At 70.4% G+C, this 23,952-nt stretch carries 27 protein-coding genes; 4 read left to right on the top strand and 23 right to left on the bottom strand.

The features are described 5' to 3' along the window. Nucleotides 1-7 precede the first annotated feature (7 nt). Nucleotides 8-1,438, bottom strand: coding sequence for an NAD(P)H-hydrate dehydratase (locus AB0M97_RS07875; protein ID WP_365959855.1), 1,431 nt, complete (start codon nt 1,436-1,438; stop codon nt 8-10). 227 nt (nt 1,439-1,665) lie between these two features. Between AB0M97_RS07875 and AB0M97_RS07870 the strand changes: the two genes are divergently transcribed. Further along, nucleotides 1,666-2,886: a hypothetical protein gene (locus AB0M97_RS07870; RefSeq protein ID WP_365959854.1), complete on the top strand. Its 1,221-nt coding sequence runs from the start codon at nt 1,666-1,668 to the stop codon at nt 2,884-2,886. A gap of 70 nt (nt 2,887-2,956) precedes the next feature. On the opposite strand, the gene AB0M97_RS07865 is transcribed toward AB0M97_RS07870, so the two are convergent. The 3 genes from AB0M97_RS07865 to AB0M97_RS07855 form a co-directional block, all read right to left on the bottom strand. Beyond that, on the bottom strand, nt 2,957-3,328 hold the full coding sequence (locus tag AB0M97_RS07865) for a holo-ACP synthase (RefSeq protein ID WP_365959853.1): 372 nt from the start codon (nt 3,326-3,328) through the stop codon (nt 2,957-2,959). A gap of 94 nt (nt 3,329-3,422) precedes the next feature. Continuing rightward, complete coding sequence (gene glmS / locus AB0M97_RS07860) at nt 3,423-5,270, bottom strand: glutamine--fructose-6-phosphate transaminase (isomerizing) (protein ID WP_365959852.1); 1,848 nt, start codon at nt 5,268-5,270, stop codon at nt 3,423-3,425. A 158-nt stretch (nt 5,271-5,428) separates the two neighbouring features. Next, the gene (locus AB0M97_RS07855) at nt 5,429-6,205 is read right to left on the bottom strand and encodes a hypothetical protein (protein WP_365959851.1); all 777 of its coding nucleotides are present in this window, start codon (nt 6,203-6,205) and stop codon (nt 5,429-5,431) included. A 280-nt stretch (nt 6,206-6,485) separates the two neighbouring features. Between AB0M97_RS07855 and coaA the strand changes: the two genes are divergently transcribed. Both coaA and AB0M97_RS07845 read left to right on the top strand, forming a co-directional pair. Further along, the gene (coaA, locus tag AB0M97_RS07850) at nt 6,486-7,475 is read left to right on the top strand and encodes a type I pantothenate kinase (protein ID WP_365959850.1); all 990 of its coding nucleotides are present in this window, start codon (nt 6,486-6,488) and stop codon (nt 7,473-7,475) included. Between the two features lie 19 nt (nt 7,476-7,494). After that, the gene (locus AB0M97_RS07845; protein ID WP_365959849.1) at nt 7,495-8,448 is read left to right on the top strand and encodes a DUF389 domain-containing protein; all 954 of its coding nucleotides are present in this window, start codon (nt 7,495-7,497) and stop codon (nt 8,446-8,448) included. A gap of 104 nt (nt 8,449-8,552) precedes the next feature. On the opposite strand, the gene glmM is transcribed toward AB0M97_RS07845, so the two are convergent. The 3 genes from glmM to rplM all read right to left on the bottom strand — a co-directional run bounded on the left by glmM (nt 8,553) and on the right by rplM (nt 11,168). After that, nucleotides 8,553-9,911, bottom strand: coding sequence for a phosphoglucosamine mutase (gene glmM, locus AB0M97_RS07840; RefSeq protein WP_365959848.1), 1,359 nt, complete (start codon nt 9,909-9,911; stop codon nt 8,553-8,555). Between the two features lie 258 nt (nt 9,912-10,169). Next, nucleotides 10,170-10,682: a 30S ribosomal protein S9 gene (gene rpsI, locus AB0M97_RS07835; protein ID WP_365959847.1), complete on the bottom strand. Its 513-nt coding sequence runs from the start codon at nt 10,680-10,682 to the stop codon at nt 10,170-10,172. A 42-nt stretch (nt 10,683-10,724) separates the two neighbouring features. After that, complete coding sequence (rplM, locus tag AB0M97_RS07830; RefSeq protein WP_365873994.1) at nt 10,725-11,168, bottom strand: 50S ribosomal protein L13; 444 nt, start codon at nt 11,166-11,168, stop codon at nt 10,725-10,727. Nucleotides 11,169-11,509: 341 nt separating this feature from the next. On the opposite strand from rplM, the gene AB0M97_RS07825 reads away from it, so the two are divergent. Then, nucleotides 11,510-12,388 carry a hypothetical protein gene (locus AB0M97_RS07825; RefSeq protein WP_365959846.1) on the top strand — a complete coding sequence of 293 codons (879 nt, stop codon included), beginning with the start codon at nt 11,510-11,512 and terminating at the stop codon, nt 12,386-12,388. 16 nt (nt 12,389-12,404) lie between these two features. Here AB0M97_RS07825 and truA read toward each other — a convergent pair whose 3' ends face one another. The 16 genes from truA to rplF all read right to left on the bottom strand — a co-directional run bounded on the left by truA (nt 12,405) and on the right by rplF (nt 23,928). After that, nucleotides 12,405-13,271, bottom strand: coding sequence for a tRNA pseudouridine(38-40) synthase TruA (gene truA / locus AB0M97_RS07820; protein ID WP_365959845.1), 867 nt, complete (start codon nt 13,269-13,271; stop codon nt 12,405-12,407). Between the two features lie 74 nt (nt 13,272-13,345). Beyond that, entirely contained in the window at nt 13,346-14,614 is a 1,269-nt protein-coding gene (locus tag AB0M97_RS07815; protein ID WP_365959844.1) for a hypothetical protein, read from the bottom strand. Nucleotides 14,615-14,819: 205 nt separating this feature from the next. Then, nucleotides 14,820-15,359 (bottom strand): 50S ribosomal protein L17, encoded by a 540-nt coding sequence (rplQ, locus tag AB0M97_RS07810; RefSeq protein ID WP_365959843.1) that lies wholly within the window; start codon nt 15,357-15,359, stop codon nt 14,820-14,822. 156 nt (nt 15,360-15,515) lie between these two features. After that, nucleotides 15,516-16,538, bottom strand: a complete 1,023-nt coding sequence (locus AB0M97_RS07805) for a DNA-directed RNA polymerase subunit alpha (protein WP_009715858.1) — start codon at nt 16,536-16,538, stop codon at nt 15,516-15,518. Between the two features lie 152 nt (nt 16,539-16,690). After that, entirely contained in the window at nt 16,691-17,095 is a 405-nt protein-coding gene (gene rpsK, locus AB0M97_RS07800; protein WP_003956432.1) for a 30S ribosomal protein S11, read from the bottom strand. Nucleotides 17,096-17,159: 64 nt separating this feature from the next. After that, nucleotides 17,160-17,540: a 30S ribosomal protein S13 gene (gene rpsM / locus AB0M97_RS07795; RefSeq protein WP_006130767.1), complete on the bottom strand. Its 381-nt coding sequence runs from the start codon at nt 17,538-17,540 to the stop codon at nt 17,160-17,162. Nucleotides 17,541-17,724: 184 nt separating this feature from the next. Continuing rightward, complete coding sequence (gene rpmJ / locus AB0M97_RS07790) at nt 17,725-17,838, bottom strand: 50S ribosomal protein L36 (protein ID WP_003998809.1); 114 nt, start codon at nt 17,836-17,838, stop codon at nt 17,725-17,727. 60 nt (nt 17,839-17,898) lie between these two features. Beyond that, entirely contained in the window at nt 17,899-18,120 is a 222-nt protein-coding gene (gene infA / locus AB0M97_RS07785; RefSeq protein ID WP_003948620.1) for a translation initiation factor IF-1, read from the bottom strand. A gap of 150 nt (nt 18,121-18,270) precedes the next feature. After that, nucleotides 18,271-19,107 (bottom strand): type I methionyl aminopeptidase, encoded by an 837-nt coding sequence (map, locus tag AB0M97_RS07780; RefSeq protein WP_365959842.1) that lies wholly within the window; start codon nt 19,105-19,107, stop codon nt 18,271-18,273. A gap of 152 nt (nt 19,108-19,259) precedes the next feature. Next, nucleotides 19,260-19,916, bottom strand: coding sequence for an adenylate kinase (locus AB0M97_RS07775; protein ID WP_365959841.1), 657 nt, complete (start codon nt 19,914-19,916; stop codon nt 19,260-19,262). Beyond that, a complete protein-coding gene (secY, locus tag AB0M97_RS07770) occupies nt 19,916-21,229 on the bottom strand; it encodes a preprotein translocase subunit SecY (RefSeq protein ID WP_365959840.1) in 1,314 nt (437 codons plus the stop codon). Before secY ends, AB0M97_RS07775 begins: the two co-directional genes overlap by 1 nt. A 457-nt stretch (nt 21,230-21,686) precedes the next feature. Further along, complete coding sequence (gene rplO / locus AB0M97_RS07765) at nt 21,687-22,142, bottom strand: 50S ribosomal protein L15 (RefSeq protein ID WP_365959839.1); 456 nt, start codon at nt 22,140-22,142, stop codon at nt 21,687-21,689. 2 nt (nt 22,143-22,144) lie between these two features. After that, nucleotides 22,145-22,327 (bottom strand): 50S ribosomal protein L30, encoded by a 183-nt coding sequence (gene rpmD / locus AB0M97_RS07760; protein ID WP_279548905.1) that lies wholly within the window; start codon nt 22,325-22,327, stop codon nt 22,145-22,147. A gap of 2 nt (nt 22,328-22,329) precedes the next feature. After that, a complete protein-coding gene (gene rpsE, locus AB0M97_RS07755) occupies nt 22,330-22,935 on the bottom strand; it encodes a 30S ribosomal protein S5 (protein WP_003992370.1) in 606 nt (201 codons plus the stop codon). A gap of 66 nt (nt 22,936-23,001) precedes the next feature. Then, nucleotides 23,002-23,385 (bottom strand): 50S ribosomal protein L18, encoded by a 384-nt coding sequence (rplR, locus tag AB0M97_RS07750; RefSeq protein ID WP_365959838.1) that lies wholly within the window; start codon nt 23,383-23,385, stop codon nt 23,002-23,004. Between the two features lie 3 nt (nt 23,386-23,388). Next, nucleotides 23,389-23,928, bottom strand: coding sequence for a 50S ribosomal protein L6 (gene rplF, locus AB0M97_RS07745; protein WP_365959837.1), 540 nt, complete (start codon nt 23,926-23,928; stop codon nt 23,389-23,391). Nucleotides 23,929-23,952 lie beyond the last annotated feature (24 nt).

The raw sequence follows: 23,952 nt of genomic DNA, 5'->3' as shown, positions 1-23,952 counted from the left end.
GCCGGATTCAGCCCCGTACGTCCCGCCAAGCCCGCGGCACCGCATCGGCCACGTCATGCGCCCCGGCCGGCGCCCCGTCGGCCGCCAAGCGCCCCGCCAGCCCGTGCAGGTACGCCGCCACACTGCCCGCGTCCCGCGCCGACAGCCCCGCCGCCAGCAGCGACCCCGCGAGCCCCGACAGCACGTCCCCGCTGCCCGCCGTGGCCAGCCAGGCCGTTCCGGTCGCGTTCACCCGCACCGGCCCGCCCCCCGGGCCGGCGACCAGCGTCGTCGAGCCCTTCAGCAGCACCGTCGCCGAGTACCGCGACGCCAGCTCCCGCACCGCGGCCAGCCGCGCCCCCTCGACCTCCTCACGGGAGACGCCGAGCAGCGCCGCGGCCTCCCCGGCGTGCGGCGTCATCAGAGTCGGCGCGCTCCGGGCCCGTACCGCGCCCCGGTCGGCCAGCCGCAGCCCGTCCGCGTCGATCAGCACGGGCACGTCCGCCGCCAGCACCTCGGCGACGGTGTCCGCGTTCTCACCGGCGCCGGGCCCCGTGACCCACGCCTGCACGCGCCCCGCCTTCTTCGGCCCCCGGTCGGACACGAGCGTCTCGGGGAAGCGGGCGATGACGGCGTCCCCGGCCGGACCGACGTACCGCACGGCCCCGGCGCCGCCCCGCAGCGCGCCGGACACGGCCAGGACGGCCGCGCCGGGGTAGCGCGCGGACCCGGCGGCGATGCCGACGACGCCGCGCCGGTACTTGTCGCTCTCGGCGCCCGGCACCGGCAGCAGCCGGGCGACGTCCGCGTGCTGGAGGGCCTCCAGTGCGGGTTCGGCGGGCAGTTCGAGGCCGATGTCGACCAGCCGCACCGAACCGGCGTAGTCCCGCGCCGGATCGACCAGCAGCCCCGGCTTGTGCGTCCCGAACGTCACCGTCAGGTCGGCCCGGAGGGCGGCGCCGCGCACCTCGCCGGTGTCCGCGTCCACACCGCTCGGCAGGTCGACGGCGACGACGGCGGCCCGCGACCGTGCGGCGGCCTCCGCGAGCGGCACCGCGTCCGGCCGCAGCCCGCCCTTGCCGCCGATGCCGACGATGCCGTCGACCACGAGGTCGGCCCGCGCGATCAGTTCCCCGGCGGCAGCGGTGCCGGTGACCGACCCGCCGGCCCGGCGCAGCGCCACGAGGCCGCCCGGGTGGGCGCGTTCGGGCGTGAGCAGCACCGCCGTGACGCCCGCGCCGCGCCGGGCGAGGCGGGCACCGGCGTAGAGGGCGTCGCCCCCGTTGTCGCCGCTGCCGACGAGCAGCACGACGCGGCTGCCGTACACCCGCCCGAGCAACTCGGCGCAGGCGGCGGCCAGTCCGGCGGCGGCGCGCTGCATCAACGCGCCCTGGGGAAGCCGTTCCATGAGACGGCGTTCGGCGGTCCTGACGGTTTCGACGCTGTAGGCACTACGCATGGGGACGAGTGTCCCGCACAAGACCGCACGACACCGGACCGCACGACACCGCACCGCACCGCAGCGCGGCGAGCAGCCCCCGCGTCACCGGTCACCGGTCACCGAAAACTCTCGATATACGACGGGACCGATTGACCGCCCGCCGCGCCGTTGCCACACTCGGCCCTCCCCACAAGTGAATCGATTCATCCGGATCGGTTCGACTACACGAGCGGAGGACCGTCCCCATGGGACGCAGAGCCGTACTCCCCACCGGGAAGACCGCGCGCAGGCGCGCGGGCATCACCGCCACCGGCGCCCTCGCCCTCCTCACCGCCGCGGGCTCCCTGACCGCCTCGGCCACACCGGCCCGACCCACGACCGCGCACACCACCACGACCGGCACCACCGCCGCAGCCGCCTGCGGCGAGGGCACCTACCACGCCGAGGCCGTGCTGAGCGGCAGCACCTGGACCGCCCGGCGCGGCAGCCGCGTCGTCTACACGGGCGGCGACCTGCGCTCGGCCGTCCAGGCCGCGATAGGCAGCCTGACGTCGGGCCGCACGGCGAAGGAACGCGTCGTGGTCCGCGGTTCCGGCTCCATGTCCGCCGGCTCCCGCATCTCCCTGCCCAGCTACACCGCCCTCGACGTCTGCGGCACGATCAACGTCACCGGCAGTGGCTCGGGTGACCAGGCGCCGGTCTACTCCCGCGGCACACGCGACATCGAGGTCCAGCACCTCAACCTCACGGGCACGCCGCTGTACGGGATCTTCCTGCGCAACGTGCAGAACGTGATCCTCGGCCAGATCGACATGCGCCTGTCGGCGGGCCTCGGCGTACGGATCGACAACCGGGGCGACACCAGCCAGTGGACGAGGAACGTCCGCATCGACTCCGTGTACGTTTCCGGCGCCTCCAGCCACGCGGTCGAGACGTACGGCGTCGACGGCATCACCATCGGCACGGTGACCGCCCGCAACGTCGGCGAGTCGGGCCTGCTGCTCAACCAGACCATCAACGCCACGGTGACGAGGGTCGACGCCGACGGCGCGGGCACCGGCACCGGTTACGCCGCCTTCCGCATGGCCAACCGCAACGGCCGCGTGGGCAGCGGCTACCCGACCAACATCCGGGTGGGCGAGGTCGTCGCCCGGGGCGGCGGACGGGGCGTGTTCTGCGTGTCGGAGAGCGGCGGCGCGGTCATCGACCGGGTCAGCATCTCCCACACGGGCAGCAACGCCATCCTCATCGAGAACTGCTCCAACGTGAACATCGCCGCCCAGAGCGGCACGGTCTCCGGCGGCGGCGAGATCCGCCTGGCGGCCCGCTCGGAGTTCCCGAACAACTCCGACATCCTCATCCAGAACCTGACGGTGACGAACTCCGCCATCAGGGAGAGCCCGTGCGGCACGAACACGACGTTCCGCAACAACACCCTGGTCAACAGCGTCCAGTCGATCTGCTGAGAGGCCCCGGAGGGAGGGTGGGGCCGAGCCGACCCGGCCTCACCTTCCGCCACGGGCCCCCGGGCCCGCCTCACCCCTCCGCGATGACCACGGCCGAGGCGACCCCGGCATCGTGACTGAGCGACACGTGCCAGGACCGCACCCCGAGTTCGGCAGCCCGCGCGGCAACGGTCCCGGACACCCGCAGCCGGGGCTGCCCGGTGTCCTCGACGTACACCTCGGCGTCCGTCCAGTGCAGGCCGGCCGGCGCCCCCAGCGCCTTCGCCAGCGCCTCCTTGGCGGCGAACCGGGCGGCCAGCGACGCGACCCCGCGCCGCTCCCCGCTCGCCAGGTACAACTCGCTGTCCAGGAACAGCCGCCGCGCCATCCCCGGCGTACGCGCGAGCGACGCCGCGAACCGGTCGATCTCGGCGACGTCGATACCGACCCCGATGATGCTCATGCCGGGCAGCCTACGGCGGCTCCCGCACCCCGTCGCCGGCGACCTCATCGGGCCGCCGCGCCCCCCGGGCGGCCACCGACCGCCACCGCCCCTCTCACTCCACCGTCACCGACTTCGCCAGATTCCGCGGCTGATCCACGTCATTGCCCCGAGCCGTCGCCAGTTCGCAGGCGAAGACCTGGAGCGGCACCGTCGCCACCAGCGGCTGGAGCAGCGTCGGGGTGGCCGGGATGCGGATCAGGTGGTCGGCGTACGGGACGACCGCCTCGTCGCCCTCCTCCGCGATCACGATGGTGCGCGCACCCCGCGCGCGGATCTCCTGGATGTTGGACACGATCTTGTCGTGGAGGACCGAGCGGCCCCGCGGTGACGGCACGACGACGACCACCGGCAGGTCCTCCTCGATGAGCGCGATCGGCCCGTGCTTCAGCTCGCCCGCCGCGAAGCCCTCGGCGTGCATGTAGGCGAGTTCCTTCAGCTTCAGCGCGCCTTCCAGGGCGACCGGATGGCCCACGTGCCGCCCCAGGAACAGCACCGTGTCCTTTGCGGCGAGCGAGCGGGCCAGTTCCCGTACCGGCCCCATCGTCTCCAGGACGCGCTCCACCGCGCCCGAGACGTGCGAGAGGTCGCGGATCACCGCCCGGATCTCGTCGCCCCACTGGGTGCCGCGCACCTGGCCGAGGTACAGCGCCACCAGGTAACACGCCACCAGTTGCGTGAGGAACGCCTTCGTCGAGGCGACGGCGACCTCCGGCCCCGCGTGCGTGTAGAGCACCGCGTCGGACTCGCGCGGGATGGTCGAGCCGTTGGTGTTGCAGATGGCCAGCACCTTGGAGCCCTGTTCGCGGGCGTGGCGCAGCGCCATCAGGGTGTCCATCGTCTCGCCGGACTGGGAGATCGCCACGACCAGCGACCCGGGGCCAAGGATCGGGTCCCGGTAGCGGAATTCGCTGGCCAGCTCCACCTCGCAGGGGATCCGCGTCCAGTGCTCGATGGCGTACTTGGCGATCAGCCCGGCGTGGAAGGCCGTACCGCACGCCACGATGACGACCTTGCCGACCTCGCGCAGTTCCTCGGCGGGGATGCGCAGCTCGTCCAGGGTCAGCGAGCCGGACGGGTCGACGCGCCCCAGCAGGGTGTCGGCGACCGCCTTGGGCTGCTCGGCGATCTCCTTGAGCATGAAGTAGTCGTGGCCGCCCTTCTCGGCGGCCGAGGTGTCCCAGTCGACGCGGTAGGCGCGCACGTCGGCGGGGCTGCCGTCGAAGCCGGTGACCGTCACGCCGTCCGGGCGCAGCTCCACCACCTGGTCCTGGCCGAGTTCGATCGCGGAGCGCGTGTGGGCGATGAACGCGGCGACGTCCGAGGCGAGGAAGGCCTCGCCGTCACCGACACCGACCACGAGCGGCGAGCTGCGCCGGGCGCCGACGACGACGTCCGGCTCGTCGGCGTGCACCGCGACCAGCGTGAAGGCGCCCTCCAGTCGCCGGCACACCAGCCGCATCGCCTCCGCCAGGTCGGCGCAGGAGGAGAACTCCTCGGCGAGGAGGTGGGCGACGACCTCGGTGTCGGTCTCGGAGGCGAGCCGGTGGCCGCGTTCCTCCAGCTCGGCCCGGAGCAGCGCGAAGTTCTCGATGATGCCGTTGTGGACGACGGCGACCCGGCCCGCGTTGTCGAGGTGCGGGTGGGCGTTCGCGTCCGTCGGCCCGCCGTGGGTGGCCCAGCGGGTGTGCCCGATGCCGGTCGTGCCGGTCGGCAGGGGCCGCTCCACCAGGTCCTTCTCCAGGTTGACCAGTTTTCCGGCCTTCTTGGCGGCGGCCAGCCCGCCGTCGGCGAGCACGGCGACGCCCGCCGAGTCGTAGCCCCGGTACTCCAGCCGCTTCAGTCCGGCCGTCACGACCCCGAGCGCCGACTGCGACCCCACATATCCCACGATTCCGCACATGGAACGGCAGCCTACGATCACACCCGCGCCGAAAACGGCCGCCGCGTGCCCGAAATCGGAAATTCCCACCGGGGTACGAACCCCGGTGGGAGTGCTTCCGCGCCGCGAGAGGGATCTCCGCGCGGCAACGGCGCCGGTCAGGGCGCCGGGGAACGGCCTCAGCCGAGCTTCGCCACCTGCGCTTCGACGACCTGAGCCGGGAAGGTGAAGTCCTTTCCGGACGCGGCCGAGGCGAGGTTCATGGCGGGGAAGTACGCGACGGTGGCGCCCTTGCGGACCACGACCACCTTCATCGGGGCCTTGTCGCCCTCGACGTCGATGGCCATCGTCACGGCCAGGCCCTCGTCCCCGCCCTTGGGCGCCTCGGTCGTGACGACCGACAGGACCTCGGTCTCGCTGCCGTCGGCGGTGTAGGTGAAGCCGCCCGCGCACTTCTCGGCGGCCGTGCCCAGGTCCTTCATGGCCTTCTCGGCGCCGCCGTCCTCGTAGGAGGAGAGGGTCAGGGCGACGCTCTCGATGTCGAGGGTGGCCAGCACGCTCTCCTCGGCGCTCGCGCCCTCGGCGGGCTTCTTCGGCTCGCCCAGCCAGGAGCGCCTGGCGGTCGCGGCCGGCGTACCGGCGTAGGTACCGGCCTGGGCGTACGCGAGCGGCGCACAGGCCTCGTCGTCGGTCGTGACCTCGTCCTGCGCGACGGGGTCCCCCGCGGGCACCTTGGTGGTGACCTTGCCGCTCGTGACGTCGGCCTGCGCCAGCGCCGCCTTCTCCAGCTCGGCGGCGGTCAGCGCCTTGGCGGCGGGCGTCGCCTCCGGGGCCGCGGAGGAGCCGCCCTCGTGCTTGCCGTCGTCGCCGCTGCCGCCGCCGCAGGCGGTGACGAGCAGGGCGAACGCGGCGGTGGACGCGGCGAGGGCGGCACGGCGGACGGCGGTGGATCTCACGTCGGGTTCTCTCTTCCGGGGTATGCGGAGGCACGCACAGGCGTGCGGGGACACGCGAAGGCGTGCAGCTCCTCCGCAAGGCATCGGCGCACTTTACGCACGAGAACCTCACAAGTGATCATGGGCCGTCGACCCGGTACCCGACCGTGACGCCCCTGTGATCACCTGGCCCCGGGGCGCCGTGCAGGCCCCTCCCGCACGGCCCGCGCACGGCCCTTCACGGCCGACGGCGTGACGCACCCCACCCTCCCCCCGGTTCAAACTCCGTTAACAATGGACTGTGATCTCTCCGGTCCCCGCACTGCCCCGGAGCGCCCACCGGCAGCGGCCGGAGGCGACTCCCTACCTCGACCTCACCCGAGCCGAGTGGAGCGCGTTGCGTGACAAGACGCCGCTGCCGCTGTCCGCGGAGGAGGTCGAGAAGCTGCGCGGCCTCGGTGACGTCATCGACCTCGACGAGGTGCGGGACATCTACCTGCCGCTGTCCCGGCTGCTGAATCTGTACGTCGGCGCCACGGACGGCCTCAGAGGAGCGCTGAACACCTTCCTGGGCGAGCAGGGCTCCCAGTCGGGCACGCCCTTCGTGATAGGCGTCGCCGGTTCGGTCGCGGTCGGCAAGTCCACCGTCGCCCGCCTCCTCCAGGCGCTGCTGTCCCGCTGGCCCGAGCATCCGCGCGTCGAGCTGGTGACGACGGACGGCTTCCTGCTGCCGACCAGGGAACTCCAGGCCCGCGGCCTGATGTCCCGCAAGGGCTTCCCGGAGTCGTACGACCGCCGGGCCCTGACCCGCTTCGTCGCCGACATCAAGGCGGGCAAGGCCGAGGTGACGGCGCCCGTCTACTCGCACCTCATCTACGACATCGTCCCCGGCGAGAAGCTCGTCGTGCGCCGGCCCGACATCCTGATCGTCGAGGGCCTCAACGTCCTGCAGCCCGCCCTGCCCGGCAAGGACGGCCGCACCCGGGTCGGCCTCGCCGACTACTTCGACTTCAGCGTGTACGTCGACGCCCGCACCGAGGACATCGAGCGCTGGTACCTCGACCGGTTCAAGAAGCTGCGCGCGACCGCCTTCCAGAACCCGTCCTCGTACTTCCGCAAGTACACGCAGGTCTCCGAGGAAGAAGCCCTCGACTACGCGCGCACCATGTGGCGCACCATCAACAAGCCCAACCTGGTGGAGAACATCGCCCCCACCCGGGGCCGGGCCACCCTCGTGCTGCGCAAGGGCCCGGACCACACGGTGCAGCGGCTGAGTCTGCGCAAGCTGTGAGCGCGGCTACGCTGCCGCCATGCTGCATCTGCGCCTGATCACCCCCGCCGACCGGACGGACGACGTGGTCCGTCTGATCGAGGACACGGTCGGCACCGCCCATGTCTGCGTGCTGCCGGACGCGGCCCGCAACCCCTCGGGGGACGTCGTGATGTGCGACGTGGCCCGCGAGGCCGGCGACGAACTCCTCCAGGAGCTGCGGGAGTTGGGGCTGGACAAGTCCGGCGCCATCGCCGTGGAGAACATCGACCTGTCGCTGTCGAGCCACGCCGACAAGGCCGAGGACGACGCGCCCGGCGAGGCCGCGGACGCGGTGCTGTGGGAGCAGCTCTCGGACGCCACGCACGAGGAGTCGACGCTCTCCGTCACCTACGTCGCCTTCATCACGCTGGCGACGATGATCGCGGCGTGCGGTGTGGTCCTCGACAACGCGGTCCTGATCGTCGGCGCGATGGCCGTCGGACCGGAGTTCGGGCCGCTGGCCGGGATCTGCACGGCCGCCGTGCAGCGGGCACCCCGGCTCGCGCTGCGGTCACTGATCGCGCTGCTGGCCGGTTTCGCGGCGGCGATGGCGGTGACGGTCGGCTTCAGCTGGTTCATGGACGGGGTGGGTCTGTTCACCGAGGCCAAGCTGGCGGCGGACCGGCCGAACACCGGGTTCGTGTACGCCCCGGACTGGTTCTCCTTCGTCGTGGCGGTCCTCGCGGGCGCGGCCGGAACGCTGTCGCTGACCTCGGCGAAGTCCGGCGCGCTGGTCGGCGTGGCGATCTCCGTGACGACCGTCCCGGCCGCCGCGAACGCGGCCGTCGCCCTCAGCTACGGCGACGCGAAGCAGACCTGGGGCTCGACGGAGCAGCTCCTGCTCAACCTGCTGGGCATCATCCTCGCGGGCACCCTCACCCTGCTGACCCAGAAGTGGCTCTGGGCCAAGCAGCACGAACGCAACCCGATACGGGCCCGCCGCCGGCCCTGACCGAACCCGCCGGCCGGCCGGCAGCACCCTGCGACCCCACCGGCACGGCCCCGGCGCCCGGCCCGGCCGAACCCGAGCCCGCCCGATCCGCCCCCGCGCCCCGCCTACCCGAGCGCCGACTTCACCGCATCCGCCAGCCGGCTCGCCACCGAGCGTGCCTGGTCGATGTCGGCGGCCTCGACCATGACCCGTACCAGCGGCTCCGTGCCGGAGGGGCGCAGCAGCACCCGCCCGGTCGAGCCCAGCTCCCGCTCGGCGTCGGCGACCGCGGCGGCGAGGTCGGCGGAGGTCTTCACCCGGGACTTGTCCACGTCGGGCACGTTGATCAGCACCTGCGGCAGCCGCTCCATGACGGACGCCAGCTCCCGCAGCGTCCGGCCGGACTGCGCGACCCGCGCGGCCAGCAGCAGCCCGGTGAGCGTGCCGTCGCCGGTGGTGGCGTGGTCCAGGGCGATGACGTGCCCGGACTGCTCGCCGCCGAGGGCGAAGCCGTGCTCCTTCATCTCCTCCAGGACATAGCGGTCACCGACAGCGGTCTGCACGAGGGAGATGCCCTCGCGCTCCATGGCGAGCTTGAAGCCCAGGTTCGACATGACGGTGGCGACGACGGTGTCGGAGCGCAGCCGGCCACGCTCCCGCATCGCCAGCGCGAGCACGGCGAGGATCTGGTCGCCGTCGACCTCGGCGCCGGTGTGGTCCACGGCGAGGCAGCGGTCGGCGTCGCCGTCGTGGGCGATGCCGAGGTGGGCGCCGTGCTCGACCACGGCGGCCGACAGCGGGCCGAGGTGGGTGGAGCCGCAGCCGTCGTTGATGTTGAGGCCGTCGGGCTCGGCGCCGATCGTGACGACCTCGGCACCGGCCCGGGCGAAGGCCTCGGGCGAGACCCGGGAGGCGGCGCCGTGCGCCTCGTCCAGGACGACCTTCAGGCCGTCGAGCCGGTTGGGCAGCACGGAGACGAGGTGGGCGACGTACTGGTCGAACCCCTCCTCGTAGTCGCGGACCCGGCCGACACCCGCGCCGGTCGGGCGGTCCCAGGGGGCGCCCGTGCGGTGCTCCTCGTAGAGGGCCTCGATGCGGTCCTCCAGCTCGTCGGCGAGTTTGTGGCCGCCGCGGGCGAAGAACTTGATGCCGTTGTCCGGCATGGCGTTGTGGCTGGCGGACAGCATGACGCCGAGGTCGGCGCCGAGCGCGCCGGTCAGGTGGGCGACCGCGGGCGTCGGCAGCACGCCGACCTTCAGCACGTCCACTCCGGCGCTGGCGAGACCGGCGACCACGGCGGCCTCCAGGAACTCCCCGGACGCGCGCGGATCACGTCCGACCACGGCGGCCGGCCGGTGCCCTTCGAACGTGCCCGCCTCGGCCAGCACGTGCGCCGCGGCGACAGACAGCCCGAGGGCCAGCTCCGCCGTCAGATCCGCGTTGGCGACACCGCGCACGCCGTCCGTGCCGAAGAGTCGTCCCACTTGTCCTCCTGAGGAAGCGTCAGTTACGGAAAGCCGTGCCGGTGCGGCTCGCGCGGGCGGCTCCCGCGGCCCGGGCCGGCGATGCCGTCCATGCCCGGACATCCGAACACACAAGCCTTTGAGCGTCTTGTGCCGTTATACGCCCAACGACCGTGATAAACGAACGCCCCGGCAGCACTGTGGCGTGCCGCCGGGGCGTTCGGAGTACGTACGAGCGAGCCGATCCGGCTCGTAGGACGTACGAGCAGGCAGCGGAGCTTAGCGCTTGCTGTACTGCGGAGCCTTGCGGGCCTTCTTCAGACCGGCCTTCTTCCGCTCGACCGCGCGGTCGTCGCGGCGCAGGAAGCCGGCCTTCTTCAGCGGGCCGCGGTTGTTGTCGACGTCGGCCTCGTTGAGGGCGCGGGCGACACCGAGGCGGAGGGCACCGGCCTGGCCGGAGACGCCGCCACCGGAGATGCGGGCGACGACGTCGTAACGGCCCTCGAGCTCGAGCACCTTGAAGGGCTCGTTGACTTCCTGCTGGTGCACCTTGTTCGGGAAGTAGTCCTCGAGGGTGCGGCCGTTGATCTTCCACTTGCCGGTGCCCGGGACGATCCGGACACGGGCGATGGCGTTCTTGCGGCGGCCCAGGCCGGCGGCCGGCTGGGGCTCGCCGAAGCGGGAGGCCAGCGACTCCGAGGTGTACTCGCCCTCGACGGGCACCTCGGTCTCGGTGGTGTAGCTGTCGATGTCGATCTCTTCGAGCGGCTGCTCGGCAGTGGTCTCGGCCACGATTCTCCTCAGATTCTCTTCAGTCTTAGGGGGTGGCCGGACTTACTGCGCGACCTGGGTGATCTCGAACGGCACCGGCTGCTGCGCGGCGTGCGGGTGCTGGTCACCCTTGTAGACCTTCAGCTTCGAGAGCATCTGACGGCCCAGGGAGTTCTTGGGGAGCATGCCCTTGACGGCCTTCTCGATGGCCTTCTCGGGGTTCTTGTCGAGCAGCTCGTCGTAACGGACGGAGCGCAGACCACCCGGGTAGCCGGAGTGGCGGTACGCCATCTTCTGGGTCCGCTTGTTGCCGGAGAGGTGCACCTTGTCGGCGTTGATGATGATGACGAAGTCACCAGTGTCGACGTGCGGCGCGTAGATCGGCTTGTGCTTGCCCCGCAGAAGGGTGGCGGCGGTGGTGGCGAGACGGCCCAGGACAACGTCCTGAGCGTCGATGACGTGCCACTGGCGCGTCACATCGCCGGGCTTGGGGCTGTACGTACGCACGGTTCGTAGCCTTCGCTTCGAGTGAATGGTCCTGACAAGGTCACCGAAACGATCACGACAGCCTTGACCGCACGGCGGCGACGCATACCGCATACATGGGGTCGCTGGTCATCGGCCCGGTGGACCGGTGTAAGGGCCCGTCCCGTGAGAATGAGCAAGCCAATACACAACGAACATGCAGGATAGCCGGGCCTGCCCGGACGGGTCAAAACGAGCGATCCCGCCGGACGCCTGGCGCCTGCCTCTCCCAGGGTACGCGACGGCCGCCCGCCCGCTTCCCGCGCGACCTCGGGGGCGCAACGGCGGACGGCGCGCCCGGCGCCCCGTCTAAGATGCGCCCCATGAGCTTTGGGCAGGGGGGACCCCAGTCTCAGTGGGATCCCTGGAAACCGCAGTCTCAGCAGCCCTGGAACAGCGGCGGCGGGGACACCCCGGACTGGGCGGCGCTCGCCGAGGCGTCCGAGGCCCGCAAGAAGCGGCGCCGGCTGCTGATGATCGGCGGTGGCGCGCTCGCCACCGTGGCGATCGGCGCTGCCGTCGCGGTGGCCGTCGTCTCGGCGAACGGCAGCGGCGGCCCGTCGGGCGAGTCGGCCTCGCGGCTGCCCTCGGCGGCCGACATCCCGAGCGAGAGCGCCGGCGCGCCGTCGTTCGACCCGACCACGGCGCCTCCCCCGTTGGACCCGAAGGACTTCGTGTCCAACGAGAAGAAGGACAAGGCCCCGCTCAGCCCGGAGATCCTCTTCCCGGGCACGCAGCTGACCATGGCCGAGACGGTCTACAAGAAGGGCCCGACGGCGGACTCCCGGACGTGCTCCTCCGCAGCCCAGGGCACCCTGCCGAAGGTCCTCGCGGCGAACGGCTGCACCCGTCTGATGCGCGTCACCTACACCCGCGACGGCGTGGCCGTGACCGTCGGCGTCGCCGTCTTCGACACCGAGGCGCAGGCGCTGAGGGCGAAGAAGCAGGCCGACACCAGGAGCATCGTCCGGTCGCTGTCGGGTGGTGGCGTGGCGCCGTTCTGCACGGGCGCGGTGTGCCGCTCGACCACCAACTCCTACGGCCGCTACGCCTACTTCACCATCGCCGGCTACACCAGCGGCAAGGACGTCACCGAGAGGAACACCGAGGTGTTCGCGTCCGGCGACGACCTGGCCGAGTTCGCCTTCCGCCAGATCCGCCGCCGCGGCGAGGCCCAGGCGTCGGCGGCGGCCGACGAGTAGCCCGCGGGCCGCGGGCTCAGCAGCAGCCGGCCGCGGGTGCCCCCGGCAGCGACCGCCTGTTGCGCGCCTCCTTGTTCCGCGCCGCCAGCAGCTCGTCCGCCGGGTAGCCGACCTCCTCCAGCGTCAGCCCGTGCGGCCGTACGACATGCACCGCCGAGTCCCGTACGCCCGCGGCGAGGACCTTGCCCGGCCAGTCGGGCGGCCGGTGGCCGTCGCCGACGAACAGCAGCGCCCCGATCAGCGAGCGCACCATGTTGTGGCAGAAGGCGTCGGCCCGCACGGTCGCCGTGATGATGCCGTCGCCGCCCCGCACCAGGCTCAGCTCCTGGAGCGTACGGATGGTCGTCGCGCCGTCCCGCTTCTTGCAGTAGGCGGCGAAGTCGTGCTCCCCCAGCAGCCGTTCGGCGGCCTCGTTCATGGCGTCGACGTCGAGCGGCCAGTCGTGCCACAGGACATGGCCCCGCAGCAGCGGATCGACGCCGCCCGGGTTGTCGGTGACGCGGTAGGCGTAGCGCCGCCAGATCGCCGAGAAACGGGCGTTGAACCCGGCCGGGGCCTCGGTGAGCGACCAGATCCGCACATCGCGCGGCAGCCGCCCGGCGAGCCGCTTCAGCAGCTTCTCCCGGTGCTCGGCCCACAGCGCGGCCGGCAGGTCCACATGGGCCACCTGCCCGCGGGCGTGCACCCCGGCGTCGGTCCGCCCGGCCACCGTCAGCTCGTACGTCGTGTCCCCGGACCGCGTCACGGTCCGCAGCGCGTCCTCGATCTCGCCCTGCACGGTCCGGCGCCCGCCGGCCTGCCTGGCCCACCCGGAGAACGCGGTCCCGTCGTACGACAGGTCCATCCGCACCCGTACGAACCCGGGCTCCACCTCATCACTCACGCCCCGATCCTCTCACCGCGCACGGCGGGGCCGGCCCACCCCCCTGCCGGGAAGGGGCCCGCCCCGCCGTGCGGTCAGGCCGTGCGCGCCGGGTTGAGGACGATCTCCCCGGAGTCGTTCGCCGGGTTGCCCTCCTGCGGCAGGGTGTACGGGAAGTACGCCCGGCCGGTCGCGCCCTTGATCACCTGGTCCACACGGAGGCCGAAGGTGTAGGCGCGGGAGGCGTCCTCCCGGATGGGCGTCCCGATGAAGCAGTGGTAGTCGGCCTCGGAGCCCTCCCAGCCGGGCCGGCACCCCTCGGGCACCGAGGTGGCCGTGGTCCCCGGCGGCAGGTCCACCGCGAAGGTGACCGGCTCGCCGCCGGAGCGCAGCAGGGCCAGCCAGGCCGGGCCGTGGTTCCGGAAGCCGATGTCCACCGGCACCGTGGCGCCCTTGCGGGCCCGCAGCCGTTCACCGGTCAGGTCGAGGTCGAAGGTGTTCGTGGTCGGCAGGTCCAGCTCCGCGTAGCGCGTGTACCCGGCCGGGTCGGCGTCCGGCAGCCGCACCAGCTCCAGTGCGGCCCCGTCGCCCGCCTGGTGGTGGCCCTCGGCCAGCAGTTCCCGCGCCTGCTCGACGGGCATCGCGGTGAAGGTGTAGTGCAGCACGTCGTCGAGCGCGAAGCCGGCCGTCGCGACGGGGAAGGGCGCACTCAGCCCGTACACCGCCCCGCCCGCGAAGTCGCTGTCGAAGACGCAGACCGCCGTGGACGAGCCGTGCAGGTCGGCGGGGTCGCTCGGGTCGTAGGAGCAGTTGCTGAAGGTGCTCGGGAAGGACAGGCCGCGGGAGCCGGAGATCCGCAGCACGACGCCGTGGCCGCCGGCGTTGTGGAAGCCCAGCGGTGCCTGGAAGGTGTCGCCGGCCCGCAGGTCCGCGGGCTCGACCAGCTGCTTCATCCGCAGCTCGGGACCGCCGACCAGCACGTCCACGCGGTGCCCGGTGAAGTCGAGGCCCTCGCCCTGGGCCGTGATCTCGACGGTGCCGAAGTCACCCGCGGCGCTCGCGTCGGTCACGTCGAGGGTGATGGCGCCGAGGCGGTTGTACTCCCTGCCGGCGTAGATCTGGTAGCCGGTGCAGGTGGCGACCAGCCCGTCGACGGAGCACCCGGCACCCGGGTCGAGGCGGGAGAAGTCCACCGACGCCGCCCCGGCCAGGGAGCGGGCGTCCACGGTGAGGGTGTAGGAGCCCCGGTGGATGGGCCAGACGATGCCGTTCTCGTCCGGCACCGGCTCGCCGGGCGCCTTGAGCCGCAGCACGATCTCCTGCTCACTCGGCTCACCGGACTCCGGGTGCAGCGAGAGGTTCACGCGCGCCGCGCGGCGGCGAGAGAAAGCTTGGAACCCCCGTGCAAGTGGAACACGCGCAAAAAGCAAGGGACTTGAGACGCGCGTCCGGTCGGGCACGCATGCCTTTGACCCCTGAACCGCCCAGAGGGTTGCCCTCTGCTCCCGCCCCGGGCATGCGAAGGGGCCCGCCCCCCGGAGGGAGCGGGCCCGTCACCACGCGGAAGCGTCAGGCGTCCTTCGCGCTGCCCTCAGCCGCGTCCGCGGCGGGCTCGGCCGGAGCCTCGGCGGCCTCGTCGGACGTGGCCTCCTCGGACGTGGCCTCGGCGGACTCGTCCTTCTTGAGGCTGTCTTCCTTGACCGCGCGCTTCGTCGCGGCCTCGGCCTCGCCGACCGCCTTCTGCTGCACCGTCAGCGCCTCGACCAGCTCGATGACGGCCATGGGCGCGTTGTCGCCACGGCGGTTACCGATCTTGGTGATACGGGTGTAACCACCCGGACGGTTCTCGTACCGCGGGCCGATCTCGGTGAAGAGCGCGTGGACGATGCCCTTGTCCGTGATGACCTGGAGCACCTGGCGGCGGTTGTGAAGGTCACCCTTCTTCGCCTTGGTGATCAGACGCTCCGCGTACGGGCGCAGGCGGCGGGCCTTCGCCTCGGTGGTGGTGATCCTGCCGTGCTCGAACAGCGACTTCGCGAGGTTCGCGAGCATCAGCTTCTCGTGCGCGGCGCTGCCGCCCAGACGGGCACCCTTGGTGGGCTTCGGCATGGTGTTTCTCCTAGGTGTCTGCCCCGGCCGTATCAGGTACCGGGGTCAGTATCCGAGCAGACGGTTGTCTGTCAGAGATCCGGGAGCGTCCCTCAGGGGCGCTCCCGGAAGGGGGGACTGCGCGGCCGGCCACGACGCACCGGCAGCGGAGACCGATCAGTACTGCTCGGTCTCCACGAACCCGGCGTCCGCGTCGTCGTCGGCGCCGAAGGCGTCCGCGGCGGCCGTCGGGTCGAATCCGGGCGGGCTGTCCTTGAGCGCGAGACCCATCCCGGCCAGCTTCGCCTTGACCTCGTCGATCGACTTCGCACCGAAGTTGCGGATGTCGAGCAGGTCGGCCTCGGAGCGGGCGACGAGCTCACCCACGGAGTGGATGCCCTCACGCTTGAGGCAGTTGTACGACCGGACGGTGAGCTCCAGCTCCTCGATCGGCAGCGCCAGATCGGCGGCGAGCGCGGCGTCCGTCGGCGACGGGCCCATGTCGATGCCCTCGGCGTCGACGTTGAGCTCGCGGGCCAGACCGAACAGCTCGACCAGGGTCTTGCCGGCGGACGCCATGGCGTCGCGCGGGCGCATGGCCTGCTTGGTCTCGACGTCGACGATCAGCTTGTCGAAGTCGGTGCGCTGCTCGACACGGGTCGCCTCGACCTTGTAGGTGACCTTGAGAACCGGCGAGTAGATCGAGTCGACCGGGATACGGCCGATCTCCTGGCCCACCTGCTTGTTCTGCACGGCGGAGACGTAACCGCGGCCGCGCTCGACCGTCAGCTCCATCTCCAGCTTGCCCTTGCCGTTGAGCGTGGCGAGGACGAGGTCGGGGTTGTGCACCTCGACACCGGCCGGGGGCGCGATGTCGGCGGCGGTGACCAGACCCGGGCCCTGCTTGCGCAGGTACATCACGACCGGCTCGTCGTGCTCCGAGGAGACGACCAGCTGCTTGATGTTGAGGATCAGGTCGGTGACGTCCTCCTTGACGCCCGGCACGGTGGTGAACTCGTGCAGGACGCCGTCGATGCGGATGCTGGTGACAGCGGCACCGGGGATCGACGACAGGAGGGTGCGGCGGAGGGAGTTGCCGAGGGTGTAGCCGAAGCCCGGCTCCAGCGGCTCGATCACGAACCGGGAGCGGAACTCGTCGACGACCTCTTCGGTCAACGAGGGACGCTGAGCGATCAGCATGTGTGGATCAGATCCTTCTTTCGTGGACGCCCGCTATTTGACGTCCGACGGAAACCGCACCCGTGAGAAGTGCGGGTACTGCAAGGGTACGGGCGGCAGGCCCGTCGAGGAGCCGTACCGCCCGGAACCGCTGAGCCGTGAAGTGCGACGCGTCAGACGCGGCGGCGCTTCGGCGGGCGGCAGCCGTTGTGCGGGGTCGGCGTGACGTCCTGGATCGAGCCGACCTCGAGGCCGGTGGCCTGGAGGGAGCGGATCGCGGTCTCACGACCGGAGCCCGGGCCCTTGACGAAGACGTCGACCTTGCGCATGCCGTGCTCCTGGGCGCGGCGGGCGGCCGACTCGGCGGCCATCTGCGCGGCGAACGGCGTGGACTTCCGGGAGCCCTTGAAGCCGACGTGGCCGGCGGAGGCCCAGGAGATCACGTTGCCGGACGGGTCCGTGATGGAGACGATCGTGTTGTTGAACGTGCTCTTGATGTGCGCGTGGCCGTGAGCGACGTTCTTCTTTTCCTTGCGGCGCACCTTCTTGGCAGCGCCCTGACGTCCCTTGGGGGGCATCTATAACTCCTACGGGAGGTGGTCGGTCCTACAGCGAAGACCGTGGACAGGTGTCCGCTGCGGACTACTTCTTGCCCGGCTTCTTCTTGCCGGCAATGGCGCGACGCGGGCCCTTGCGGGTGCGGGCGTTGGTGCTGGTGCGCTGACCGCGGACGGGCAGACCGCGACGGTGACGCAGACCCTGGTAGGTGCCGATCTCGACCTTGCGGCGGATGTCGGCCTGGATCTCGCGACGGAGGTCACCCTCGGTCTTGATGTTGTTGTCGACGTACTCGCGGATCGCGACGAGCTGCTCTTCGGTGAGGTCGCGAACACGGGTGTTCGGGTCCACGCCGGTGGCAGCGAGCGTCTGCTGCGAGAGGGTCCGGCCGATGCCGAACACGTAGGTGAGGGCGATCTCCACGCGCTTTTCGCGCGGGATGTCAACACCGGAAACGCGTGCCATTCAATGGCTCCAGTTTGATCTTCGGAGGTCTTCCACAGAACCGGCTCCCAGCCGCCGTACCAGGTACGAACTGGGTCCCCGGCCTCCGAACCGGGGGTGTCGAGCCGTGCGGCTCGGGTTCTGCGTATGAACAATTCAGCTCGCGTCGCGCGAATCCCTGCGAAGAGCAGAGGGTGGTCGTGCGTCAGCCCTGGCGCTGCTTGTGGCGCGGGTTCTCGCAGATGACCATGACCCGGCCGTGACGGCGGATCACCCTGCACTTGTCGCAGATCTTCTTGACGCTCGGCTTGACCTTCATGGGGTGAGGTTCTCCGGGTCAGTTGCCGGCGGCCCCGCTGACGCGAGGCGTGGGCAAGATCTACTTGTAGCGGTAGACGATCCGGCCACGGGTCAGGTCGTACGGAGACAGCTCCACCACGACCCGGTCGTCAGGGAGGATGCGGATGTAGTGCATGCGCATCTTGCCGCTGATGTGTGCCAGGACCTGGTGGCCGTTCTGGAGCTCGACCTTGAACATGGCGTTCGGCAGAGACTCGACGACAGTGCCCTCGATCTCGATGGCACCTTGCTTCTTGGCCACGCTTCGCCCTTCGAATCGACTACCTTGATCGACTCCTGGCGCACCCCCGAGGTCCATGCGGACATGCGGGTACACAAGAGCCGACGAGTCAGTCTACGTCAGGGCCCCCGGAAACACGAATCGGGGAAGTCTGCCCCACGCCGGAGATCCTTAACCGACCGGATCGGGAGCGGCCGTGATCCCGTACTCGGCCAGCTTCGCCCGCCCCCCGTCCGGCGCGGTCAGCACCAGCGGCCCCTGCTCGGTGAGCGCGACGGAGTGCTCCCAGTGGGACGACCAGCTGCCGTCGGTCGTGACCACCGTCCAGTCGTCCTCCAGGACGACCGTCTTCGGCGTGCCGAGGGACACCATCGGCTCGATGGCGAGGCAGAAGCCCGGCACCAGCTTGGGGCCCTTGCCGCGGCGGCGGTCGACGTAGTTCAGCAGGTGCGGGTCCATGTGCATCTCGGTGCCGATGCCGTGGCCGCCGTAGTCCTCGACGATGCCGTACTTGCCGCCGCCCGGCTTCGGCTGCCGGCGGATGTACGTCTCGATCGCGCGGGAGATGTCCACGAGCCGGTTGCCCTGCTTCATGGCCGCGATGCCCGCCCACATCGACTCCTCGGTCACCCGGGAGAGCTCGACCAGCTCCGGGGCGTGGCCGGAGCCCACGAAGGCCGTGTAGGCGGCGTCGCCGTGCCAGCCGTCGATGATCGCGCCGCAGTCGACGGAGATGATGTCGCCGTCCTTGAGGACGACGTCGTCGGACGGGATGCCGTGCACCACGACCTCGTTCACGGAGGTGCAGATGGTCGCCGGGAAGCCGCCGTACCCGAGGAAGTTCGGCTTGGCGTTGTGCTCGGCGAGCACCTTGCGGGCGACCTGGTCCAGGTCCTTGGTGGTGGCGCCGGGCACCGCGGCCTCACGGGTGGCCGCGTGGATGGCGGCGACCACCAGCCCCGCCTCTCGCATCTTGGCGATCTGCTCGGGGCTCTTGATCTGCACCATGAGTGACGACGGCCTTTCTGGACCGGAAGAACGAACGCTTCCCACGATACGGGGCCCGCGGCGGGCCGGGCCCTCCCACCCCACAGCACAGCCGCGGCCCCCGTGAGGGAACCGCGGCTGCACCACGTGTCGTAAGACGTACCGGGAAACGACTACGCGTCCTCGCGCTTCAGCGCCTCCAGCGCCCGCCCCGTGACCTCGTCGACCGCACCCATCGCGGAGATGGTGACGACCAGCCCCTGCGCCTTGTAGTAGTCGATGATCGGCTCGGTCTGCGTGTGGTAGACCTCCAGCCGCTTGCGCACGGTCTCCTCGGAGTCGTCGTCGCGCTGGTACAGCTCGCCGCCGCACACGTCGCAGACGCCCTCCCGGGCGGGCTGCTTGTACGTCACGTGGAACACGTGCGCCGATTCGTTGCGGCACACCCGCCGGCCGGCGATCCGCTTGACGACCTCCTCCTCGGGGGCCTCCAGATCGAGCACGGCGTCCAGCGTGATGCCCTCGGACTCGAGCACCTCGTCGAGCGCCTCGGCCTGCGAGACGTTGCGCGGGAAACCGTCCAGCAGGAAGCCGTTCTCCGCGTCCGGCTGCTCCATGCGGTCCTTCGCCATCGCGATCGTGACCTCGTCGGGCACGAGATTGCCGGCGTCCATGTAGGACTTCGCGAGCTTCCCGAGTTCCGTCTGCTGGCTGATGTTGGCGCGGAACAGGTCACCCGTGGAGATGTGCGGTACGCGCAGCGTCTCTGCAAGCCGTGTGGCCTGCGTTCCCTTACCGGCACCCGGCGGCCCGACGAGGACGATTCGCATCAGCGGAGGAACCCTTCGTAATTGCGCTGCTGAAGCTGGCTCTCGATCTGCTTCACCGTCTCAAGACCCACACCCACGATGATCAGGATGCTGGTGCCGCCGAAGGGGAAGTTCTGGTTTGCCCCGAAACCAGCCAACGCCATTGTCGGAACGAGAGCGATAAGCCCCAAGTACAGCGAACCCGGCCAGGTGATCCGGTTGAGTACGTAACTGAGGTACTCAGCGGTCGGTCGGCCAGCCCGGATGCCCGGGATGAAGCCACCATACTTCTTCATGTTGTCCGCGACTTCTTCGGGGTTGAACGTGATGGCCACGTAGAAGAAGGCGAAGAAGACGATCAGGAAGAAGTACAGCGCGATGTGCGCCGGCGCGGCCGTGTCGGCCAGGTTCGACCGGATCCAGGTCGCCCAGCCCGCGGTCGAGTTCGTGAACTGGACGATCAGCGCCGGGATGTAGAGCAGCGACGAGGCGAAGATCACAGGGATGATGCCCGCCTGGTTGACCTTCAGCGGAATGTACGTCGACGTGCCGCCGTAGGACCGGCGGCCGATCATGCGCTTGGCGTACTGGACCGGAATGCGGCGCTGAGCCTGCTCCACGAAGACCACGAGGCCGATCATCACCAGGCCGACCGCGCAGACGGTGCCGAACTCGATCCAGCCGTCCGCCAGCTCGCCCTGCTTCTTGATGGCCCACAGGGCGGACGGGAAGGTCGCGGCGATCGAGATGAACATCAGGATCGACATGCCGTTGCCGATGCCGCGGTCGGTGATCAGCTCACCGAGCCACATGACCAGCGCCGTACCGGCGGTCATCGTGACGACCATGACGATCGTGGTGAAGATCGCGCGGTCCGGCACGATCTGGCTGGCGACCGTGCAGCCCTGGAAGAGGGCGCCGCTGCGGGCGGTGGCGACGAGGCCGGTGCCCTGCAGGACGGCGAGCGCGACCGTCAGGTAGCGCGTGTACTGCGTGATCTTCGCCGTGCCGGACTGGCCCTCCTTCTTGAGGGCTTCCAGGCGCGGGATGACCACGGTCAGCAGCTGCAGGATGATGCTCGCCGTGATGTACGGCATGATGCCGAGCGCGAACACCGTGATCTGGAGCAGTGCGCCGCCGCTGAACATGTTGACCAGGCCGAACAGGCCCTGGTTGCCGGACGCCTGGTCCACACACTCCTGAACGCTCTTGTAGTCCACGCCGGGGATCGGGATGTGCGTGCCGATCCGGTACAGGACGATGATGCCAAGCGTGAAGAGCAGCTTCTTGCGCAGGTCGGGCGTCTTGAACGCCCGGGCGAACGCGGTGAGCACGGTGCCTCCTGCGACCCCCGCGTTCGCTACGCGAGAGGTGACGGTATGTTGTGCGAGGGACGGATGTCTCTGTTCCTGTGGCCTGTCCGACGACAGGCCATCAGGGAGACTAACAGTGCGGACTACCCTACGCGGAGCCCGCACCGGTAAGAAACCGCCTCGTCGGCCACTGTGGCAGGGGCGGTACGCCCGCTCCGCGCCTTCTGCGCCATTGCGCCCCCCGCACCGCGCGCCACATCGCGCCGCGCTCCGCGCCCCCGCGTGAACAATCCCACCGGCGTACGACACGCTCCCGCACCCGCCTCTGGGCAGCTGCCACGTCGGCATGCCCTACGGGTACGTACCGGACGCGTGCGCAGCCGCCGTACAGCCGGCCCAGGGCCTTCCCCGGGCACAGCAGAAGGCCGGGAGCCCCCGAAGGGAACTCCCGGCCTTCGCCGGTAACAGGTCAGCCGGCTCAGACGAGCTCGGTGACGGTGCCGCCGGCAGCGGTGATCTTCTCCTTGGCGGAGCCGGAGACGGCGTCGACCGTCACCTGCAGCGCCACGGAGATCTCACCCTGACCGAGCACCTTCACCAGGCTGTTCTTGCGAACGGCGCCCTTGGCGACCAGGTCCTCGACCGTGACCTCGCCACCCTGCGGGTAGAGCGCGGCCAGCTTGTCCAGGTTCACGACCTGGTACTCGGTCTTGAACGGGTTCTTGAAGCCCTTCAGCTTCGGAAGACGCATGTGGAGGGGCATCTGGCCACCCTCGAAGCGCTCCGGAACCTGGTAGCGGGCCTTCGTGCCCTTGGTACCACGACCGGCCGTCTTACCCTTCGACGCCTCACCACGACCCACACGGGTCTTGGCGGTCTTGGCGCCCGGGGCGGGACGGAGGTTGTGGATCTTGAGCGGGTTGTTCTCCGCCATGATCAGTCGACCTCCTCGACCGTCACGAGGTGACGGACATGGCGAACCATGCCGCGGAACTCGGGGCGGTCCTCCTTGACGACCACGTCGTTGATCCCCTTGAGACCAAGCGAACGCAGTGTGTCACGGTGGTTCTGCTTGCTGCCGATGTAGGACTTGACCTGCGTGATCTTGAGCTGCGCCATGATTACGCACCCGCCCCGGCACGCGCACGCAGCAGAGCCGCGGGAGCGACGTCCTCGAGCGGCAGACCGCGGCGGGCCGCGATCTCCTCGGGACGCTGCAGGCCCTTCAGGGCCGCCACGGTCGCGTGCACGATGTTGATGGCGTTGTCGGAGCCGAGCGACTTCGACAGCACGTCGTGGATACCGGCGCACTCGAGCACGGCACGCACCGGACCACCGGCGATCACGCCGGTACCTGGCGACGCGGGCTTGAGCAGCACGACGCCGGCGGCCTTCTCACCCTGGATCGGGTGCGGGATGGTGCCCTGGATACGCGGGACCTTGAAGAAGTGCTTCTTGGCCTCCTCAACGCCCTTGGCGATGGCGGCCGGCACCTCCTTGGCCTTGCCGTATCCGACACCCACGGTGCCGTCACCGTCGCCCACCACGACCAGCGCGGTGAAGCTGAAGCGACGACCACCCTTCACAACCTTGGCGACGCGGTTGATCGCGACTACGCGCTCAACGTACGCGGTCTTCTCGGCGGCAGCAGCGCCGCCGTCACGGCCCTTCCGGTCCCGCCGCTCGCCGCCACCGGCACCGCCACCGCGGCGCTGGGGTCCAGCCATTGGAATTACCTCTCTCTGTTTCCGCTAGCTACGCAGCGACCATCAGTCGCTTCGCGACGGGCGGCTCTAGAACTTGAGCCCGGCTTCGCGGGCGGCGTCCGCCAGAGCGGCGATGCGCCCGGCGTACTGGTTGCCACCGCGGTCGAACACGACTGCCTCGACACCGGCGGCCTTGGCGCGCTCGGCGACCAGGGCGCCGACCTGCTTGGCCTGCGCGGACTTGTCGCCCTCGGCACCGCGGATCGAGCTGTCCAGCGTGGACGCCGATGCCAGGGTGTGGCCCTTCAGGTCGTCGATCACCTGCGCCACGATGTGGCGGTTGGAGCGGGTCACGACCAGACGGGGACGCTCAGCCGTACCCGCGACCTTCTTGCGGATCCGGATGTGGCGACGCTTGATGGCAGCACGCTTGTAGGCGTCGCCCTTGAGGATCTTCTGCCCGTATGCCATGGCTTACTTACCCGCCTTTCCGACCTTGCGGCGGATGACTTCGCCCTCGTACTTGACGCCCTTGGCCTTGTACGGGTCGGGCTTGCGCAGCTTGCGGATGTTGGCCGCAACCTCGCCGACCTTCTGCTTGTCGATGCCCTCGACCGAGAAACGGGTGGGCGTCTCCACCTTGAAGGTGATGCCCTCGGGGGCCTCGATGAGGATCGGGTGGCTGTAGCCCAGGGAGAACTCCAGGTTGGAGCCCTTGGCCTGGACGCGGTAACCGACACCGCTGATCTCGAGCTTCTTGACGTATCCCTGGGTCACACCGGTGATCATGTTCGCCACCAGCGTGCGGGACAGGCCGTGGAGGGCCTTGTTCTGACGCTCGTCGTTGGGGCGCGTGACATTGAGAATGCCGTCCTCGCCCTTAACGATCTCGATCGGCGCGGCAACGGTGTGGGTCAGGGTGCCCTTGGGGCCCTTCACCTGGACCGTACGGCCATCGATGGTGACGTCCACGCCGGTGGGAACCGGGATGGGGAGCTTGCCGATACGCGACATTGCTGTCTCTCCTCCGTTCCCGAG

The organism is Streptomyces sp. NPDC051207 (assembly GCF_040682395.1).
Lineage (GTDB): Bacteria > Actinomycetota > Actinomycetes > Streptomycetales > Streptomycetaceae > Streptomyces.
Note: the sequence above shows the minus strand (reverse complement) of the source record. Positions and strands in the feature narration are given on the sequence as shown.